This is a genomic window from Streptomyces sp. NPDC036984 (assembly GCF_055607665.1).
On the sequence record NZ_JBVJRL010000012.1, the window covers coordinates 51343 to 69117 of the forward strand.

General features: G+C 70.4%; 11 protein-coding genes. 6 read left to right on the forward strand and 5 right to left on the reverse strand.

Annotated features, from left to right (window positions below; all coding sequences use genetic code 11):
* Positions 1-978, reverse strand: a complete 978-nt coding sequence (locus ACZ7DL_RS22180; RefSeq protein ID WP_470776212.1) for an Lrp/AsnC family transcriptional regulator — start codon at positions 976-978, stop codon at positions 1-3.
* A 111-nt stretch (positions 979-1089) separates the two neighbouring features.
* On the opposite strand from ACZ7DL_RS22180, the gene ACZ7DL_RS22185 reads away from it, so the two are divergent.
* The 3 genes from ACZ7DL_RS22185 (at position 1090) to ACZ7DL_RS22195 (ending at position 5740) form a co-directional block, all read left to right on the forward strand.
* Entirely contained in the window at positions 1090-2577 is a 1488-nt protein-coding gene (locus ACZ7DL_RS22185) for an MFS transporter (RefSeq protein WP_470776214.1), read from the forward strand.
* A 312-nt stretch (positions 2578-2889) separates the two neighbouring features.
* A complete protein-coding gene (locus ACZ7DL_RS22190; protein ID WP_470776216.1) occupies positions 2890-4716 on the forward strand; it encodes an AMP-dependent synthetase/ligase in 1827 nt (608 codons plus the stop codon).
* 187 nt (positions 4717-4903) lie between these two features.
* Positions 4904-5740: an aldo/keto reductase gene (locus tag ACZ7DL_RS22195; RefSeq protein WP_470776218.1), complete on the forward strand. Its 837-nt coding sequence runs from the start codon at positions 4904-4906 to the stop codon at positions 5738-5740.
* A 181-nt stretch (positions 5741-5921) separates the two neighbouring features.
* Here ACZ7DL_RS22195 and ACZ7DL_RS22200 read toward each other — a convergent pair whose 3' ends face one another.
* Positions 5922-6533 carry a hypothetical protein gene (locus tag ACZ7DL_RS22200; protein ID WP_470776220.1) on the reverse strand — a complete coding sequence of 204 codons (612 nt, stop codon included), beginning with the start codon at positions 6531-6533 and terminating at the stop codon, positions 5922-5924.
* 208 nt (positions 6534-6741) lie between these two features.
* On the opposite strand from ACZ7DL_RS22200, the gene ACZ7DL_RS22205 reads away from it, so the two are divergent.
* The gene (locus ACZ7DL_RS22205) at positions 6742-7437 is read left to right on the forward strand and encodes a glycoside hydrolase family 75 protein (protein ID WP_470776222.1); all 696 of its coding nucleotides are present in this window, start codon (positions 6742-6744) and stop codon (positions 7435-7437) included.
* Positions 7438-7448: 11 nt separating this feature from the next.
* Here ACZ7DL_RS22205 and ACZ7DL_RS22210 read toward each other — a convergent pair whose 3' ends face one another.
* From ACZ7DL_RS22210 to ACZ7DL_RS22220, 3 genes are all read right to left on the reverse strand, one after another.
* Positions 7449-8354: a class I SAM-dependent methyltransferase gene (locus ACZ7DL_RS22210; RefSeq protein ID WP_470776224.1), complete on the reverse strand. Its 906-nt coding sequence runs from the start codon at positions 8352-8354 to the stop codon at positions 7449-7451.
* A 179-nt stretch (positions 8355-8533) separates the two neighbouring features.
* The gene (locus ACZ7DL_RS22215; RefSeq protein WP_470776225.1) at positions 8534-10294 is read right to left on the reverse strand and encodes a glycoside hydrolase family 6 protein; all 1761 of its coding nucleotides are present in this window, start codon (positions 10292-10294) and stop codon (positions 8534-8536) included.
* 31 nt (positions 10295-10325) lie between these two features.
* On the reverse strand, positions 10326-11801 hold the full coding sequence (locus tag ACZ7DL_RS22220) for a cellulase family glycosylhydrolase (RefSeq protein WP_470776227.1): 1476 nt from the start codon (positions 11799-11801) through the stop codon (positions 10326-10328).
* Between the two features lie 260 nt (positions 11802-12061).
* On the opposite strand from ACZ7DL_RS22220, the gene ACZ7DL_RS22225 reads away from it, so the two are divergent.
* Together ACZ7DL_RS22225 and ACZ7DL_RS22230 are read left to right on the forward strand one after the other, a co-directional pair.
* A complete protein-coding gene (locus tag ACZ7DL_RS22225; protein WP_470776229.1) occupies positions 12062-14977 on the forward strand; it encodes a glycoside hydrolase family 48 protein in 2916 nt (971 codons plus the stop codon).
* A gap of 68 nt (positions 14978-15045) precedes the next feature.
* The gene (locus ACZ7DL_RS22230; protein ID WP_470776231.1) at positions 15046-17703 is read left to right on the forward strand and encodes a cellulose binding domain-containing protein; all 2658 of its coding nucleotides are present in this window, start codon (positions 15046-15048) and stop codon (positions 17701-17703) included.
* Positions 17704-17775: the final 72 nt, after the last annotated feature.

Genomic DNA, 17775 nt, shown 5'->3' on the forward strand with positions numbered 1-17775 from the left:
TCAGCGCACCGGGCGGTATGTCAGCTGCTTGACCCGGCGCAGGAAGGGTGTCGCCTCCACGTGCTGGACCCCGTCCAGCTGTCCGAGGGTGCCGCTCAGGTAGGCGTACAGGGCCGCGGTGTCGCGTACGACGGCGGTGACGACGATCTGGGAGGGGCCGGCGGTCGCGGAGGCGAAGGCGATCTCGTCGTGGGTGGCCAGGGCCCGGCCGACGGAGTCCAGTGCACCCGGGGCCGTGGTGATCCACAGGATGGCCGCCTTGGGGTAGCCGAGGATCTCGGAGTCGTACTCGATGTCGACGTACACCGCGCCGGAGCCGAGCAGGGCGGCCAGGCGGCGTTTGATCGCGGACTCGGAGCGGCCGGTGGCGCGCTGGAGTTCGGGGTAGGTGGCGCGGCCGTCGCGTTCGAGGACGGCGAGCAGCGGGGCGTCCTCGGGCTCCAGGCGGGCCGGGCCGGGCTCGGGCGGGTCGGGGCGCAGGGCGGCGATCTGCTCGTCGCTGAGCGCCCGGAACTTGGGCAGCCAGCCGACCGGGCCGCCGTAGAAGCGGTGCAGGAGCTGGAGGGCGCGGATCTCGACGACGCTCGGGGTGCGGGGCAGCTTGCCGAGGAGCAGGTCGTCGTGTTCGCCGGGGCTGCGCGGCCGGGTGATGCAGGCGATCTCGGTGCCGCCGGAGGCCAGCCCGATCCAGTAGGTGTCGGGGCGCCGGGCGAGCGCCTCGGCGATGACGGCCGCGCCGTCGGGTGCGCAGCGCAGCCGCAGCATCCACTGGTCCTGGCCGAGGCGTACGGCGTCCCTGAGGACGACGACCCGGAGTCCGCCCTCGGCGCACAGCCGGCGGTAGCGGCGGGCGATCGTCTGGTCGGAGACGCCGAGGGCGGCGGCGATCCGGCTGAAGGAGGCCCGGCCGTCGATCTCCAGGGCGGACAGCAGCTGGAGGTCCAGCAGGTCGAAGGTGTCGGATTCCATCTCCAGCATGCGCTCCCCCGTCGGATTCGATCGCCTTCGGCCTTCCGGGACGTCCGATCGGCCGGCGTGCGGTCATCGTACGCAGCGATACGCACCCGTTCACACAGGGGAGTTGAGGACATGCGTAGATGGGGGACGCTCACGGCCGTGTGCCTGGGCACGTTCATGCTGCTGCTGGACGTGACCATCGTGGTGGTGGCGCTGCCGGACATGGCGAACGCGCTGCACGCGTCACTGGGCGATCTTCAGTGGGTGGTCGACGGGTACGCGCTGGCGCTGGCCGCGCTGCTGCTGGGGGTGGGGGCCGCGGCCGACATCCTGGGGCGGCGCCGGGTGCATGTGGCGGGTGTGGTGCTCTTCGCGGTGGCCAGCCTGGTGTGCGGACTGGCGTCCGGGCCGGGGACACTGGTGGCGGCGCGGGCGCTCCAGGGCATCGGCGGGGCGGCGATGTTCGCGACGACTCTGCCGCTGCTGGGCTCCGTCTACCAGGGACGGCAGCGCTCCGCCGCCCTCGGCGTGTGGGGCGCGGTCAGCGGCGGTGCGGCGGCGGTCGGGCCGGTACTGGGCGGACTGATCGTCGCGGGCCCGGGCTGGCGGTGGATCTTCTTCGTGAACCTGCCGGTGAGCGTCGTGGCGGTGTGGCTGACGCTGCGGGCGGTTCCCGAGTCGCGCGGGCCGCGCGGGATGAGCGTCGACTGGGCGGGCACGGCGGCCTTCGCGGTGTTCGCGGGCGGTGCGACGTACGCCGTCGTGCGCGCCGGCGAGGACGGCTGGACGGCACCGGCCACGCTGACCGCGTTCGCGGTGGCCGCGCTGGCCCTGGTGGTGTTCGTACAGGCGGAGCGGCGGGCGGCGCATCCGCTGCTGGACCTGTCGCTGCTGCGCAGGCCGGCGTTCGTCGGTGCGATGGTGGGCTCCTTCGCCTTCAACGCGGTGGCGTTCGGAGGAATGGCGTACCTGTCGATATGGATGCAGACGGTGCTCGGTCTGACGCCGGTGCGCGGCGGGCTCACGCTGCTGCCGTTGACGGCGGTCTCCATGGTGGTCGCGGTGCTGGTCGGTCGGCTGCTGCACGGGGTGCCGGCCTGGCTGACCGTGGGCGGCGGGCTGCTGCTGATCGCCGCGGGCACGCTGTGCCAGGCGGTGCTGGACGCGGGCTCGGACTGGACGGCGCTGGTGCCCGGGTTCGTGCTGGTCGGGGTCGGCACCGGGTTCGTGGCGCCGACGGTTGCGGGGGCGGCGCTGGCGGCGGTGCCGGCGGAGCGGTCCGGGATGGCGGGCGGCGCCGTGAACACGGTGCGGCAGCTCGGGTACGCGCTCGGGGTGGCCGTCTTCGGCACCGTCCTCACCTCGCGGATGACCGGCCGCCTGCCGGGCGAAGCGGCGCACGCGCTGGCCGGCGGCGGTGCGGGGGCACTGCGCGGCGGCTTCCCGGAGCACACCCTGCGGGCCGCGTTCGCCTCGGGCCTGAACGGCGCGCTGGTGGTGGCCGGCCTGGCCGGGATCGTCGCGGGCGCCCTGGTGCTGCTGCTCGGGCGGGCGGGCCGGCCGGCGCCCCCGGAGGCCCCCGGTGCGGTGCCGGAGGAGGCGGTGGCGGCCCGCGGCTGAGCGGCGGGCCGGGGTCACGGCGGCTGTGGGCGGTCACGGAGCGGGCGCTCCGGGGCCGCCCCAGGGGCGGGGGGTTGCCGTAATCGGCGCGTACAGATTCGGTGGAGATTACGGTACCGAAACTTACTGACCCGTAAGTATTGTGTCCGTCCCTTCCCCTTGTGCGGGCATTTCAGGGTCACCGGCCAGGGCAAACGTGAATTTTGCTCGGTTTCCGCCCCCCTCCCGCACACCGACCGGGTGGGGTAGCTTTCACCGCGCTGCGCGGTGCGTGGACCAACGACACCGAGGCGCAAGAGACGGGGAGCGAGGTTGCGCGAGTTCACCAACCCTCCGCCGGCGTCGCCGCCGCCGGTGGGCGGTCTGGCAGACGTCGTCTTCGACCATGCCCTGACCGACCCGCTGCACATCGCGCTCGGCCGCAAGGACGCCTCCGGACAGTGGCGGGACGTCACCGCCGCCGAGTTCCGCGACGAGGTCCTCGCCCTCGCCAAGGGCCTGCTCGCGCACGGCATCCGGTTCGGCGACCGGGTCGCGATCATGTCCCGCACCCGCTACGAGTGGACCCTGTTCGACTTCGCCCTGTGGACCATCGGCGCTCAGGTGGTGCCCGTCTACCCCACCTCGTCGGCCGAACAGTGCTTCTGGATGCTCTACGACGCCGAGGTGTCCGCCGCGATCGTGGAGCACGAGGACCACGCGATGACCATCGCCACCGTCATCGACCGGCTGCCGCAGCTGCGCCGGCTGTGGCAGCTGGACGCCGGCTGTGTGCAGGAGCTGTACGACGCGGGGGCGCACCTGGACGACGAGACGGTGCACCGGCACCGGCAGGCGGTCACCCCGGACTCGGTCGCCACGATCATCTACACCTCCGGCACCACCGGCCGCCCCAAGGGCTGTGTGATCTCCCACGGCAACTTCATGTGCGAGGCGGACACCGTGATCCGGCGGTGGGAGCCGGTGTTCCACTCGAAGAAGGGCGACGAGGCGTCCACGCTGCTGTTCCTGCCACTGGCGCACGTCTTCGGGCGCATGGTGGAGGTCGCCGCGATCCGCGGCCGGGTCCGTTTCGGGCATCAGCCGCAGCTGAACGCCGCCGCCCTGCTGCCCGATCTGGCCGCCTTCCGGCCGACGTTCATCCTCGCGGTGCCCTACATCTTCGAGAAGGTGTTCCACGCGGCCCGCCGCAAGGCCGAGCGGGAGGGCAGGTCGGGGCCGTTCGAGAAGGCCATCGACATCGCCGTGAAGTACGCGGAGGCGGTGGAGGCGAAGGCGTGGGGCATCGGACCGGGCCCGTCGGCGGGGCTGCGCATGCAGCACCAGTTCTTCGACAAGGTCGTGTACGCGAAGATCCGCGCCGCGATGGGCGGCCGCATCCGGAACGCGATGTCCGGCGGATCGGCGATGGACCGCCGGCTGGGGCTGTTCTTCGCGGGCGCGGGCGTGCAGATCTACGAGGGCTACGGCCTGACCGAGTCGACGGCGGCGGCGACCGCCAACCCGCCCGAGCGCACCCGCTACGGCACCGTGGGCCAGGCCATCCCGGGCGTGACCGTGCACATCGCGGACGACGGGGAGATCTGGCTGCGCGGCGGCACCGTCTTCCAGGGCTACCTCAACAACCCGAAGGCCACCGACGAGACCCTGCACGACGGCTGGCTGGCCACCGGTGACCTGGGCGCCCTGGACGAGGACGGCTATCTGACCATCACCGGCCGCAAGAAGGAGATCCTGGTGACCTCCGGCGGCAAGAGCGTCTCCCCGGGCGCGCTGGAGGAGCGGGTCCGGGAGCATCCGCTGGTCAACCAGTGCATCGTGGTCGGCAACGACCGCCCTTACATCGCCGCCCTGGTCACCCTCGACCAGGAGGCCGTCGAACACTGGCTCCAGATGCGCGGCAAACCGAGGATGACCCCGGCCGAGCTGGTCCGCGACCCCGACCTGGAGACGGAGGTGCGGCGGGCGGTGGTCGCCGCCAACACCCTCGTCTCCCAGGCCGAGTCGATCCGCACCTTCCGCATCCTGGCCCAGCCGTTCACCGAGGAACACGGCCTGCTGACACCGTCGTTGAAGCTGAAGCGGAAGGCGATCGAGAAGGCGTACGCGAACGAGGTCGAGGCGTTGTACCGGACCTGACAGAGCCGCCGGGGCGCCGGTCAAGGGCCCGGAGCGAGAACATAGGATGCGTTTTCGGCCATTCTCGGTTCAGGGAGACTGACTCGCCGGTCAGCCGGCGGGGATTCCCGGTTCAGGAATGCGAAGTGGCCCGTGATCGTTGACGATGGAAGAAACACCTGTCGACAACAGAAGGATCAAGAGGCTCGTGAGCAGCAAGGTCCCCCCGATCATCCTCAACAACGGCGTCAAGATGCCCCAGCTGGGCTTCGGCGTCTGGCAGGTGCCGGACGACGAGGCCGAGCGGGCCGTCGCCACGGCGCTGGAGGCCGGGTACCGCAGCATCGACACCGCTGCGATCTACGGCAACGAAGAGGGCACCGGCAAGGCCATCGCCGCCTCCGGCCTGCCCCGTGAGGACGTGTTCGTCACCACCAAGCTCTGGAACAGCGACCAGGGATACGACTCCACGCTGCGCGCCTTCGACGCGTCGCTGGAGAAGCTGGGGCTCGACTACGTCGACCTGTACCTGATCCACTGGCCCCTGCCGTCCCGGGGCAAGTACACCGACACCTACAAGGCGTTCGAGAAGCTGCTCGCCGACGGCCGTGCCCGCGCCATCGGCGTGTCCAACTTCCTTCCCGAGCACCTGGAGCGGCTGCTCTCGGAGACCTCCGTCATCCCGGCGGTCAACCAGATCGAGCTGCACCCGCATCTCCAGCAGCACGCCGCCCGCGCGTTCCACGCGGAGCAGGGCATCGCCACGGAGGCGTGGTCGCCGCTCGGCCAGGGCAAGGGTCTGCTGGAGGTGCCGGCGGTCGTCGCGATCGCGCAGAAGCACAACCGCACCCCGGCCCAGATCGTGCTGCGCTGGCACCTCCAGCTCGGCAACATCGTGATCCCGAAGTCCGTGACGCCGGCCAGGATCAAGGAGAACATCGAGGTGTTCGACTTCAGCCTGGACGACGAGGACCGCGCGGCGATCAGCGCGCTCAACGAGGACCGGCGTCTGGGCCCCGACCCGGCCACCTTCGACATGGGCTGACACCCCGGCCAGGGCTCACCCCCACCGGACCCGGCCGTGCTCCCCGCGTGACTGCGGGGCGCACGGCCGTATGGCGTTCGACGGTGCGGACAGGCCGATGGTGGTCGACCGCACCCGGTGGCGCGCACGCGGCCACGCGAAGGCGGTGCACCGCGCGGTCGGGCCGAGCGGCCGGGACGGCTCAGTCGAAGCGCACGTCCGCGTACACCACCTCGAACTCCTCCAGACCGACCACGTCCACGTGCGCCTTCGCCGACGCCTCGTGGCGCACGGTCGCCATGGCCGCGCGCGAGGCGGCCAGGGAGGCGCCGTCGACGAACATGACGCCGGCCATGGCCCGGCCGCGCTCACGGTCGATCAGCAGGGACGCCCGGGCGAGCCCGGGAAGCGACTCGGCCCGCGGCACCACCGCGGCCCGGAAGGTGTCGATGACCAGATCCGTGTCCCGTGGGTCGAACTCCAGCCTGGTGACGCGCAGTCCGCCGCCCTGTTGCGGGTGTCTGACCTGATGGAACACCGCCGCCTCGAAGTTGGCGACCGCCACCGTGCCCGCGAACGGCTCCAGGAGCGCCCCCCGCCGCTCGCGCATCACCTCGTCGCTGTTGCGCCGCCCCTCCTCCGTCTCCCACCAGCTCACCGCGAGGATCTTGCCGAGCTGCCGGTCCGTGAACACGCCCGCGCCGCGATACCCCGGGCGTTCCTCCAGCAGGTCCCGTCCCTCGCTGTTCAGCGACCGAAGGGCCGTGTCGAGCAGCGCCGGATCGCCGGTCGCGTACACCGTGCGTACGAACATGAGCCTCGCCTCCCGGGTGACGGGAACAGACGCATATGCCGGATATCAGAGACATGCCCCGCCTCACCAGTCTCACTGGCGCGGGAACTCACCGCAATACGCACAGGTTTCAGCCGATCGCAACCCGAGGCTTGACGAGGGCATGCCGGTGACGCCACGGTGGACGACACTCGGTAAGGAAACTTTCCTAACAGAAGGGTCCTCCCCCGTGCGTCTTCGAACCCTCACCCTCGCCGCGGCCTCCGGCACCGCCCTGCTCGCCGCCGGACTCCTCCCCGCGCATGCCTCCGCCACCGCCTCGCCCCGGTCCGCACAGGAGGGCACGGTCAGCGCGGCCGACCTGCTCGCCAAGGTGACGAACTGTTCGCAGATCTCCAACGGCAAGTACCGGACCGACGACGAGACGTCGGCCACGATCCCCGTGTGCGGCAAGAACGGCGCGGTGTTCTGGAAGGCCGACATGGACATCGACTGCGACGGCCAGCGCACCACCAACTGCAACGAGGACCGCGACCCCTGGTACCAGGACGACACCGCCTTCCACCAGTCCGACGGCAAGCCGCTGAAGGCGGAGACGCTGCCCTACGTCGTCGTGCCCAGCTCCAGCAGCATCTGGAACTACTCCGGCGCCGGTATCCAGGGCGGCGGTGTGGTCGCGGTCGTCTACAACAACAAGGTCGAGTACGCCGTCGTCGGCGACACCGGCCCCACGAAGATCATCGGTGAGGCGTCCTACGCCACCGCCAAGGCGCTCGGCATCGACCCCGACCCGGAGACCGGCGGCACCGACTCGGGCGTGACCTACATCCTCTTCAAGAACTCCAAGGTCTCCCCCATCGAGAGCCACAGCGCCGCGGTCTCCCTCGGGGACCGGCTGGCCAAGCAGTTCATCGCCGACAACTGAGCCCGGCCGGGCTACACGGGACGGACCGCCGTGTACACGGTGTACGCCCCCAGCACGAAGAGATCCGGCCGTACCCGCACGCTCGCCGGGTCGGCCGGGTCGAGCAGGCGGTCGAGGGTGGCGCGGTCGTCGGCGTCCAGGGCGTCCCCGATGCCCTCGCGCAGGCGGGTCAGATGCGCGGTGACGTAGGCGCGGGCCCGGTCCGGGACCGGGGCGGGCAGGTCCAGCAGGAAGGTGCGGGTACGGCTGTGCTTGAGGCCGGCGGCGCTCAGCAGGGCGGGCCAGTCCTCGGTCTCGGCGACGGAGCCCGGCAGGTCGGCCCGCATCCGGGCGAACCACTCCTCCTCCAGCGCGTCCATCCGGGCCTGCAGGCCGGGGCGGCCGATGCCGATGTCCCGGGGCAGGAAGCGGGAGGGCAGGCCGCCTTCGAGGAGGGCCAGCGTGCCGCCGGGAGCGATCCGTTCGGTGAACGCGGCGAGCGCGGCCCGCTGGTCGCCGAGGTGGTGCAGGCTGCGGCTGGCCCACAGCAGGTCGGCCGGGTAGTCCAACTCGTCCAGCACCTCGGGCAGTTCACCGGCGACGGTGGCGAAGCGGTCCGCGACACCCTGGCGGGCGGCCCGGGCGCGGGCGCGCTCCAGCAGCGGCGCGGTGCCGTCCACGGCGACGACCCGGGCCCCGGGGAACGCCTCGGCGAACAGGCAGGAGACGACTCCCGGGCCGCTGCCCGCGTCCACGATCAGCCCGGGCTCGGTCACCTCTTTCGCGAGCCACGCCATGGCCCGCTCGTAGACGGGGGTGAACAGTTCCGCCTGCGACTCCAGCAGGGGGCCCAGCTCGTTCCAGTCGATGTCCGTGCCGTGCGCGTGGCCGTGGCCGTGCTGGTGTCCGTGCCGGTGCTCGTGGTGGTCGTGCGCCATGGTGGTCAGCCTCTCTTCCGGATGCGGCCAGGGTGCGACGGCACGCCGGGCGGAGGCCAGCGGTGTTGCCGATGCGGCAAAAGCAGGATGCGTTCCGGCACGGTCCCGCCTCGTCGGCGGAGCGTGCGATCCGCCGGGGCCCGGCCGGTCGGGCCTGACCCCGGCGGATGCTCAGCCGGCTACGGCAGCGCCGGGTAGGCGTTCTGCATCAGCTGCTGGAACTGGGCGGAGAACCAGTGCCCGGCCAGCGGTGCGTTCGGCAGCGCGCCGGAGGGGTTGTTGCCGTTGCGGGCGTTGCCGCCGTAGGTCGGGTCGCACATCCGGTCGAAGCCCTTGCCCTCGTCGTTGTCGATGGCGGAGCTGGCTCCGTCCGACTCCCCCGGGGGCTTGACCCACACGTAGGCGTCGATCCCGGCCGCCGGGGCCGCGGTCGGCCGTTCACCGAGGCCGGCGCCGCTCTGGTTGCACCAGTTGCCGGCGTGGATGCGCCGGTCGACGCGGCTGCCGTTGACGTAGTCGTCGACGGAGGTCAGCGGGCCGGACTTGGTGGGCCGGGCGGAGCCGCCCCAGCCGTTGCGGGAGGTGTCGACGAGCATGCCGATGCCGCTGTTGAACCCGGCCGCGACCAGCTTGTCGCGCAGCGCCTGGGCGAAGGACTGCTCGTCCACGTACTGGTTCCAGTCGACCCACTTCGACTGGCGCACGGTCTGCCCGTTGACACTGTCGGTGACCTTGAAGTACGGCTCCTTGGTGGCGCTGTAGTTGGCGGTGTTGACGATGAAGCCCGTCACGTCGCTCGGGCTCGCGCCGTTGGTGGTGGCGACCTTGTAGAACTCCTGGACGGTGGGTCCGAGGTTGGAGTCCCAGCCGAGCCAGGCGTGGTGGCCGGCGTCGATGTAGTTGTAGACGTTCGGGACGGCGCCCAGCTTGTCCAGGGCGTAGCTGACGCCCTTCTCGTAGTTGCCGTTGGACTTCATGGTCGCGCAGGCGTCGGTGCTGCCGGCGGTGCCGCCCGCGTTGGTGACCAGGTTGGGCAGCGAGTCCGGCTCGATGACGGTGGCGATCCGCAGGCCCGCGTACTTGGCGTCGGAGAGGATCGACGCGATCGGGTCGATGTACTGGGTCTTGTACTTGTCGATGTCGTCCGGCCCCAGTTCGCCGTTGGAGGCAAGGGCGGAGCAGTCGCGGCCGGGCAGGTCGTAGATGACCAGCTGGACGACCAGCTCGCCGGAGCCCTTCTGCTTCAGCGCCTCGTCCAGGTGGGCGCGCAGGCCCATGCCGCCGTTGACACCGTTGATGGCGGCGATCCGGTCGAGCCAGACCGCGGTGGGCTGGTTGGCGACACGGCTGCCGCCCGGTTCGGCGGCGGCCTTGGCCGACCACTCGGGGTTCACGTAGCCCTTGGCGCCGGTGTAGGGGTTGTCGACGCGGCTGCCGGTGTCGCCACCGCCTCCGCCGCCGGTGCTGCCACCAGTGCTGCCGCCTGTGTCTCCACCGGTGCTGCCACCGGTGCCGCCGTCGACGTTGCAGGTGACGCCGTCGAGCGTGAAGGTGGCGGGGACGGAGTTGGTTCCGCTCCAGGAGCCGTTGAAGCCGAAGCTGACCGTGCCGCCGGTCGCCAGCGTGCCGTTGTAGCTCTCGTTGGCGGCGGTGACCGCGGTACCGCTCTGGGTGATCTTCGCGTTCCAGCCGCTGGTGACCTTCTGGGTGCCGCCGTACGTCCACTTCAGCGCCCAGCTCGACTTGGCGGCGCCGTTGTTGGTGATGGTCACGGCGGCGGTGAAGCCGGTGTCCCACTGGCTCTGGATCTTGTAGTCGACGGCGCAGGGCACGGCGGCGGCGGATGCGCCGGAGCCGGACGGCAGGGCCGCGAACGCCGTTCCGGAGGCTCCGGCGAGGAGCCCCAGCGCTACCAGCAAGGTTGTACGGGTACGACTCATGAGTGCGGGTTCCTTCGGTGTTCCGTGGGATCTACGGGTTGAGGGCGCGCAGGTGGTCACGCAGCCCGATGCCGTACGCGGTGGGCGTGCCGTCGTAGGCGGAGATGAGGGACGGACCGGAGGAGCAGTCCCAGGTGTTCCAGGTCCAGCCCAGGTAGGACAGGTTCCGGTCGTCGAACCACTTCATGACCTGGTCCACGAACCCGTGGGAGCAGGTGTTCTCGCCGATCTCCCCGGCCACCAGAGGGACTTGGGCGGCCACCGGGGCGAGGGTGGAGTTCCAGCAGCTCTCGCTAGAGCAGGTGTTGAAGTTGTAGACGTGGTAGGCGGCGGCGAGATTGCCGGCCGGGTCGGTGGGCTTGTACGTCAGCCACTGGCTGAGGTCGTTGGAGTACGCCGGCCCGCCGGCCATGATGACGTTCTTCGCGCCGGTACCGCGGATGGCGTCGACCAGGTCCTGCATGCCGGCGACCTCGTAGGAGATCCCGGGGCAGGTGCCCCCGTCCCGCCAGCACTTCCAGGCGTCCGTGACACTGGAGGTCGCCCGGTCCGGGTACGGCTCGTTGAAGAGGTCGAACACGGCGGCCTGGTCGTCCTTGAAGGTGCCGGCCACCGACGCCCAGAACGACGGGGTGTACTGCATGTCGGGCATCGGCTTCTGGCAGGTGGCGTGCACGTCGGAGCAGCCGGCCGAGTTACCGGTGTACCGGCCGTAGGACCAGTGCAGTTCGAGGACCGGGGTCATGCCGTGTGCCTCGACCCGGGCCACCAGGTCCTTGACGGCGGAGATGTAGCCGGCGCCGCCGTACTCGGGCTTGATGTTGGACAGGCCGAGCCAGCATTCCTCGTTGAGCGGGATGCGGACCGTGTTCGCCTTCCAGTCGGCGATCGCCTTGATCGCCGCGTCGTCCACCGGGCCGTCCCAGATGCCGTAGCCCTGCACGCACATGAACTCGCCGCCGGACCGGTTGACGCCGAGCAGGCGGCGGGTGGTGCCGCCCGAGTCCACGAGCTTGTTGCCGACGACGCGCAGGGCGGGCGCGGTGCCGTCGGACGGGGGTGGTGTCGTCGGCGGCGGGGTCGTCGGGTCGGAATCCTCGTTGCACCTCGTGCCGTTGAGCTTGAACACGGACGGCGCGCTGTTGCTCCCCGACCAGGAGGCGAGGAATCCGGCACTGACGCTCGCGCCGCTGCCGAGCGTGCCGTTCCAGCTCTCGTTGGCCGCGGTCACGGTGGTGCCGGACTGGGACCACTTGGCGTTCCAGCCCTGGGAGACCTTCTGGCCGCCGGCGAGGTCGAAGGTGAGCTTCCAACCGCTGAGCGCGGCCTGGTTGTTGGTGATCTTCACCGATCCCTGGAAGCCACTGTCCCACTGGCTGGTGACGGCGTACTCCACCGTGCACGCGGGGGTGGCCCCCTGGGCCGAGACCACCGGGACGAGCACGCTCGTCACGAGCGCGACCGCACCGGCGGCGGCTAAAAGTACTGAACGCGGGGGGTGTCGCATGAGCGACTCCTTGCAGTGTGGCGCGCCGTGACGGACGCGTCGACTGAACGGAATCGCTCCCACTGGTGCGAGTGAAGGTAGCGCCAAGGGGCCGGAATGCCCAGGGGAATTGCTTGACTTTCCTCAACCGGATCCGTCGAATCTTTTCGACTCTTCAAGCATCTTGACCGCCCCTTACCTCGTCCCCACTATGGGAGCGCTCCCACTGGTTCAAGCCTTGACTTCTCCCGAGCCGTAAGCCCGCAAGGAGGAACCAGCACATGGATCCCGGACGCAGAGGCAGAGCCGTGCGGCGGCTGTGGACCGCGGCGGCCGCCGTGTTCGCCCTGCCGCTCTCTATGCTCGCCACCGGCACCCCGGCCGCGCACGCGGCGTCCGTGCAGTGCAGCGTCGACTACAAGACCAACGACTGGGGTTCCGGCTTCACCGCCGACCTCACCATCACCAACCGTGGCACGGACACCATCAACGGCTGGACGCTGACGTACGCCTACACGGGCAACCAGAAGCTGTCCAACGGCTGGAACGGCACCTGGTCCCAGTCCGGCCAGACGGTCACCGTGAAGAACGCCTCCTACAACGCCACCATCGCCGCGGGCGCCGCCGTCTCCACCGGCGGGCAGTTCACCTACAGCGGCACCAACACCGCCCCCACCTCCTTCGCGGTCGACGGCACCACCTGCGCCGGCGCCCACCAGCCGCCGGTGACCGTGCTGACCAGCCCGAGCGCGGGCGCGGTCTACACGCAGGGGACCGCGGTACCGCTCGCGGCGACCGCTGCGGCGGCCGACAACGCGACCATCAGCAAGGTGGAGTTCTACGACGACACCACGCTGCTGGGCACGGACACGAGCGCGCCGTACTCGCTCTCGGTCTCCAGCCTGGCGGCGGGCAGTCATTCCCTGGTGGCAAAGGCGTACGACAGCCTCGGCGCGTCCGCCGCGTCCACACCGGTCGGCATCACCGTCGCCTCCGGTCCGGCCGTGGTCGCCTCGCCGACGCAGCTCGGCGTCCAGCAGGGCAAGACGGGCACGTTCTCGGTGAAGCTGTCGACCCAGCCGAGCGCGAACGTGACGGTGAGCACGGCCCGCACGGACGGCAACACCGGCCTGTCCGTGACGGGCGGCTCCTCGCTGACCTTCACCCCGTCGAACTGGAACACCGCGCAGAACGTGACCATCACGGCGGACTCCTCCGGCACCGGCAGCGCCACCTTCACCGCGTCGGCCACCGGCCACACCAAGGCGACGGTCACGGTCACGGAGCTGCCCGCCGCGAAGGCGTACGACGCCCGCTTCCTGGACCTGTACGGGAAGATCACCAACCCGGCGAACGGCTACTTCTCCCCCGAGGGCATCCCGTACCACTCGGTGGAGACGCTGATCGTCGAGGCCCCGGACCACGGCCACGAGACCACGTCCGAGGCGTACAGCTACCTGCTCTGGCTGCAGGCGATGTACGGCAAGGTCACCGGCGACTGGTCGAAGTTCAACGGCGCCTGGGAGATCATGGAGAAGTACATGATCCCCACGCACGCCGACCAGCCGACGAACTCCTTCTACACCGCCTCCAAGCCGGCGACGTACGCACCCGAGTACGACACGCCGAACGAGTATCCGGCGAAGCTGGACACGTCGGTGTCGGTGGGCTCCGACCCGATCGCCGGTGAACTGAAGAGCGCGTACGGCACGGACGACGTCTACGGCATGCACTGGATCCAGGACGTGGACAACGTCTACGGCTACGGCAACGAGCCCGGCAAGTGCGAGGCGGGCCCGACGGCCACCGGACCGTCCTACATCAACACCTTCCAGCGCGGCCCGCAGGAGTCCGTCTGGGAGACGGTCCCGCAGCCGACCTGCGACGCCTTCAAGTACGGCGGCAGGAACGGCTATCTGGACCTGTTCACCGGCGACTCCTCCTACGCCAAGCAGTGGAAGTACACCGACGCCCCGGACGCGGACTCACGCGCGGTGCAGGCCGCGTACTGGGCCGACGTGTGGGCCAAGCAGCAGGGCAAGGGCGCGGACGTCTCTGGGACGGTCGCCAAGGCGGCCAAGATGGGCGACTACCTGCGCTACGCGATGTACGACAAGTATTTCAAGAAGATCGGCAACTGTGCCGGTCCGTCGGCCTGCCCGGCCGGCACCGGCAAGGACGCCTCGCACTACCTGCTGTCCTGGTACTACGCCTGGGGCGGCGCGACCGACACCAGCGCAGGCTGGGCCTGGCGGATCGGCTCCAGCCATGTCCACGGCGGCTACCAGAACCCGCTCGCCGCGTACGCGCTCAGTTCCAACACCGACCTGAAGCCCAAGTCGGCCACGGGTGCGACCGACTGGTCCACGTCGCTCAAGCGCCAGCTGGAGTTCTACCAGTGGCTCCAGTCGTCCGAGGGTGCGATCGCGGGCGGCGCGACCAACAGCTGGCAGGGCCGGTACGCCACCCCGCCGGCCGGCACCTCCACCTTCTACGGCATGTACTACGACTGGCAGCCCGTCTACCACGACCCGCCCTCCAACCAGTGGTTCGGGTTCCAGGCGTGGTCGATGGAGCGGGTCGCCGAGTACTACCAGCAGACCGGGAACGCCACGGCCAAGGCGGTCCTCGACAAGTGGGTGAAGTGGGCGCTGTCCAAGACCACGATCAACCCGGACGGCACCTACCGGATCCCCTCGACCCTCCAGTGGTCGGGCCAGCCCGACACCTGGAACGCCTCGAGTCCCGGTTCCAACAGCGGACTGCACGTCACCGTCGCCGACTACACCGACGACGTCGGCGTGGCCGCCGCGTACGCCAAGACCCTGACGTACTACGCCGCCAAGTCCGGTGACGCCACCGCCAAGTCCACGGCGAAGGCGCTGCTGGACGGCATGTGGGACCACTACCAGGACAGCCTCGGTATCGCCGTCCCCGAAACCCGCACCGACTACAGCCGGTTCGACGACAGCGTGTACGTGCCGAGCGGCTGGACCGGCACCATGCCGAACGGCGACTCGATCAGCTCTTCGTCCACCTTCGCCTCGCTCAGGTCCTTCTACAAGAGCGACCCGGCCTGGTCGAAGATCGAGGCGTATCTGAAGGGCGGCGCCGCGCCGGTCTTCACGTACCACCGCTTCTGGGCCCAGGCGGACATCGCGCTGGCCATGGGCTCGTACGCGGAGCTCCTGGAATAGGCCGGCACCTCTTCACGGGCGGCCCCCACCCGCACTGGGGGCCGCCCCCTTTCATGAGAGGACCCCCCATGCGAAGAACCCGCATCCTCACCGCCGTGCTGGCCCTCACCGCCGGCCTGCTCGCCGGCACCCCGTCCGCACTGGCCGCGTCCGCCCCTCGGGTGACCGTCGCCGCGGACACCTACACCTGGCACAACGCCCGGATCGACGGCGGCGGCTTCGTCCCCGGGATCGTGTTCAACCGCACCGAGAAGAACCTGGTCTACGCCCGCACCGACATCGGCGGCGCCTACCGCTGGCAGGAGGCGACGAAGACCTGGACCCCGCTGCTGGACTCGGTCGGCTGGAACGACTGGGGACACACGGGTGTCGTCAGCCTGGCCTCCGACCCGGTCGATCCGGACAAGGTGTACGCGGCCGTCGGGACGTACACCAACAGCTGGGATCCGGCCAACGGCGCGGTCCTGCGCTCCGCGGACCGGGGGGCGAGCTGGCAGAAGGCGGACCTGCCGTTCAAGCTGGGCGGCAACATGCCGGGCCGGGGCATGGGCGAGCGCCTCGCGATCGACCCGAACAAGGACAGCGTGCTGTACCTGGGCGCGCCCAGCGGCAAGGGCCTGTGGCGGTCGACGGACTCCGGGGCGACCTGGTCGCAGGTGACGAGTTTCCCCAACCCCGGCAACTACCAGCAGGATCCTACCGATACGAGCGGGTACGCGAGCGACAACCAGGGCGTCGTCTGGGTCACCTTCGACGAGTCGACGGGCACGTCCGGGAACGCGACGAAGACGATCTACGTGGGGGTGGCCGACAAGGACAACGCGGTCTACCGCTCGACGGACGCGGGCGCCACCTGGACCCGGCTGGCGGGCCAGCCGACCGGGTACCTGCCGCACAGGGGAGTCCTGGACACGAAGAACGGGTTCCTCTATGTCGCGTACAGCGACAAGGGCGGCCCGTACGACGGAGGCAAGGGCCGGCTGGGGCGGTACGCGACGGCGACCGGCACCTGGACGGACATCAGCCCGGTGGCGGAGGGGGACACCTACTACGGCTTCAGCGGCCTGACGGTCGACCGTCAGCACCCGTCCACCGTCATGGCCACGGCTTACTCCTCCTGGTGGCCGGACACCCAGCTCTTCCGGTCCACGGACAGCGGCGCCACCTGGACGAAAGCCTGGGACTACACGTCGTACCCGAACCGCTCGAACCGGTACACGATGGACGTGTCCTCCGCACCCTGGCTGGCCTTCGGCGCGAACCCGTCCCCACCCGAACAGACCCCGAAACTGGGCTGGATGACCGAGGCCTTGGAGATCGACCCGTTCAACTCCTCCCGCATGATGTACGGGACGGGCGCCACGATCTACGGCACCGAGAATCTGGCCGAGTGGGACAGCGGCGGCACGCTCACGGTGAAGCCGATGGTGCGGGGCCTGGAGGAGACGGCGGTGAACGACCTCGCCGCACCGCCCTCCGGCGGCGCCGTGCTGTTCAGCGCGCTGGGCGACGTCGGCGGCTTCCGGCACACGGACCTCGCCGAGGTGCCGTCGATGATGTACACGTCCCCGGCGTTCACGACGACCACGAGCCTGGACTTCGCGGAGACGAACCCGGGCACGGTGGTCCGGGTGGGCGATCTGGACTCCGGCCCGCACATCGCCTTCTCGACGGACAACGGCGCCAACTGGTTCGCCGGCACCGACCCTTCGGGCGTCTCGGGCGGCGGCACGGTGGCGGCGGCCGCGGACGGCACCCGGTTCGTCTGGAGCCCGGCCGGCACGGGCGTCCAGCACACGACGGGCTTCGGCACGTCCTGGTCGGCGTCGAGCGGCATCCCGTCCGGCGCGCTCGTCGAGTCGGACCGGGTGGATCCGAAGACCTTCTACGGCTTCAAGTCCGGGAAGTTCTACGTCAGTACGGACGGCGGCGCGACCTTCACCGCCTCGTCCGCCACCGGTCTGCCGAGCGGGGACAGCGTGCGTTTCAAGGCGCTGCCCGGCACCAGGGGTGACGTATGGCTGGCCGGCGGGTCGGCGGACGGCGCGTACGGCCTGTGGCACTCCACGGACGGCGGCGCGAGCTTCGCCAAGCTGCCGAACGTCGAGCAGGCCGACACGATCGGCTTCGGCAAGGCGGCGACCGGCGCCTCGTACCAGACGCTCTACACCAGCGCGAAGATCGGCGCAGTGCGCGGCATCTTCCGCTCGACCGACAAGGGCGCGAGCTGGACCCGCATCAACGACGACGCGCACCGGTGGGGCTGGACCGGCGCCACGATCACCGGCGATCCACGGGTGTACGGCCGCGTGTACATCGGGACCAACGGCCGGGGCGTCGTCTACGGCGACACCTCCGACACCGGTGGCGGGGACGGTGGTACGGACCCGACCCCGACGCCCACCGGCGCCTGTGCCGTGACCTACAAGATCACCAACCAGTGGTCGGGCGGCTTCCAGGCGGACGTGCAGCTGACCAACACCGGCTCGACCACCTGGAACGGCTGGACCCTCGACTGGACGTTCCCGGACGGCCAGAAGGTCACCCAGCTGTGGAACGCCGGCTACACCCAGTCGGGTGCCTCGGTGACGGCGAAGAACATCACCTGGAACGGCACCGTGGCAGCGGGCTCGTCGGTGGCCTTCGGCTTCACCGGCGACTGGTCGGGGACGAACACGAAACCGACGTCGTTCAGGCTGGGCGGCGCGACCTGCACGGTCACCTGACCGGCCGGGCGGCGAGGGCAGGCACCTGCGGTGCGGGTGCGTCATCCGGCCTGCCGTCGAAGGTGATCGGAC